Source organism: Parasphingorhabdus sp. (assembly GCF_049667325.1).
Classification (GTDB): domain Bacteria; phylum Pseudomonadota; class Alphaproteobacteria; order Sphingomonadales; family Sphingomonadaceae; genus Parasphingorhabdus.
This window is the reverse complement of the sequence record NZ_JBATHY010000052.1, coordinates 1-2,450: the sequence shown is the minus strand read 5'-3', so window position 1 is coordinate 2,450 and position 2,450 is coordinate 1. Positions and strand designations below refer to the sequence as shown.

Annotated in this window: 2 protein-coding genes; one reads left to right on the top strand and one right to left on the bottom strand. The window is 56.0% G+C overall.

Annotated features, from left to right (window positions below; translation table 11 throughout):
• A partial coding sequence (locus WBM93_RS02875) for a YHYH protein (RefSeq protein WP_424427974.1) occupies positions 1-765 on the bottom strand: 765 nt, incomplete at its 3' end.
• Positions 766-1,372: 607 nt separating this feature from the next.
• Here WBM93_RS02875 and WBM93_RS02870 point away from each other — a divergent pair.
• On the top strand, positions 1,373-2,450 hold a 1,078-nt coding region (locus WBM93_RS02870), incomplete at its 3' end, for a histidine kinase dimerization/phospho-acceptor domain-containing protein (protein WP_424427972.1).

Below are 2,450 nucleotides of genomic sequence, written 5' to 3'. Positions count from 1 at the left end.
GTCCTGCGAGAAAACCAGATTTTTCACTCCACCTCTTGGTGGAACGCCCGGATCCAGCCCGGGGCCGCCAGATGCCGGAACCAAAGGGGAAATCCTGGGCAGCTCGCGCATGCTGGCAACCAAGCCCATCAGGCACTGGACAATATAGGGCGCTTTGGCCGATGTATGGTAGCGGTAGCCATAAGAAGCATCGGGCTGCCCATTGCAGACATCGAGAGTTCCGGCGGCGATCACGGTCCCGTCGGGATTGTTGTCGCCGTAAATCGGAAAACCGTCAAAGGCCCATCCGATAATCGCTGCATCGCCTTTATTCTTCATCTGATCGACCATGCAGGTGGGTTTCACGTGATAGTGATAATCGTCCCCCCGGCCGGCATGTCCGCCGCACACATCAAGCTGCTCGGTCTGCAGCGTATCATGCTGTGTCTGGTGGTGATAGAGATCCGCGACCGTCATCTCGCCCCCGCCTGTATAATCGAAAATGGGCACGCCATTCACAGCAACCCCCAAAGCGGCGTCCCGGGTCTGCGGCGTCTCACCCAAAACCGGCTCCAGCGGGATCGGCGCGGCGTAACCCTCTGCCGGCACAGGCACCTGTTCGTTGGTTCCCACTATGCCGGTCATCAGAATATGGTCAGGATAGCTATTGGACCGTATGATGGCTTTGCCCTCTGTGCAGTCTACTGAAACCGTATCCGCAAATCCCGCATCATTGACCGAGGCAGTGACATCGGCGCAGCGGGCACCGTTTTGAGCGGTGTTCAATGTCGTTGTTGGTGAACATGCTGCAGAAAGGCCCACCAACGCCAGAAGGAGCAAACTGTGCAAATTTACGGGGAGGGTTTTTACAATCACGTAGATACTTTCTTGTTCTTCGGGTTCACTTCATCCCGATTTGCAGGCGCAAAGTTCGTTCCGTAACCCTCGCCGCAGTTCATTGCATTTGGACCTTGTCGGAATGCTTTGCCGATGCCGGCACGGGTCAGACTGTTGATAAGGGCGATCAGCAGCACATCATCATCTAGAATCGCAGAATGTATAGCACGCAGGTTTTGTTGAGATAAAAGTATCTTGTATCAATTTGTAGCAAGATCTTTGGCACGTTATGCACCGCTCAACCCTTTTGGCCGAAGGAAAGCAAACGGCGGCATCGTTGCCAGCATATTGGCTCATTCGTTCCGCTAACCGCTCTACAATAAACTCGGCTATTCTCGGGATTTCGTGTCCCTGAAGCGGTTTTTCATTCTAAACGCTCTTTCGGAGCAAAGATTGACCGGAACGCAACATGGCGGTTGCAGCCGCCTGCACATCCCCATATTGCATCCACATTTATGCCCTACCAATTGAGAGTGGATGGGCAGATAAGCAATCAATGAAGCTGAAATTATTTCACAAATTATTCCTGCTGGTGGCGGTGACTGCGCTGGTCGCCTCGTTGGCGATGGCGTCGGTGATGGCGTGGAATCTTAGCCGTGGTTTTGCTGGTTATCTCGAAGCGCGCGACGTGGAAATGATTGATGCCTATGCCGGAGTAATCTCGCAACAACTCGAAGAACGGGGCGGCGTCGAGGCCCTCAAGGCAGGACAGCTGACGTTGAAAAGCCTCCATAGTGACATGGTTAGAGAAGGACTGATAGCCAGCAGAGGGCCAGATTTCCGATCCGAAAGACATCCATCGGAAAGGCCGGATAGGCCGCTTCCCGGGGATAGGCCAGCCCGACGCCCGCCTCCACCACAAGGCGACGGGCCGCCCAGCTTTCTAGCGCCACGATTGTTGCTGTTTGATGCAAAGGGTGAGCAAATCGATGGCCCGCCGCTGCCACCGTCTACGCCGCAAGGTGGGTTGGATATGTTCGAGCGCCAGATTATTCTGGGCGGTGAAACTGTCGGCACGGTCAAAATGATCCCGCCCGGACCGGCGCCCGACAGCGTCAATGCCCGCTTCCTGCGTGATCAATATGTCAATGCGGCGCTGCTGGTTGCTGCGCTGATGGTATTTGCCGGTTTGTCCGCCTGGGCCTTTGCCCGCGCCGGGACGCGGCGGATGGCCAATTTGGAAAGCGCGACAAAGGAAATTGCGGGCGGTAATTTTGATGTTCGCACGGAATCCGAAGGATTCGACGAGATTGCGACGATGGGCAACAATATAAACCAAATGGCCGAAAGCCTCGCTCGAGCCGATCAGGCGCGGCGCGGCTGGCTGGCGGAAATCGGGCATGAGCTGCGAACCCCGCTAACCGTTCTGTCCGGTGAGTTGGAAGCCTTGAAGGATGGCATCAGGCCGCTGGATCAAGCGGCGGTAAGCTCTCTGCAAGAGGAAACAGGTCGTCTGGGCGCACTGATCGAAGACCTGCATTTCATGGCCGTGTCCGACCTCACCGATGCGCCGAGCAGTTTCTCCGCCTATGATGCCGTAGCCTTGATCAGCGTGGTGACGGAACGGTTCAAGC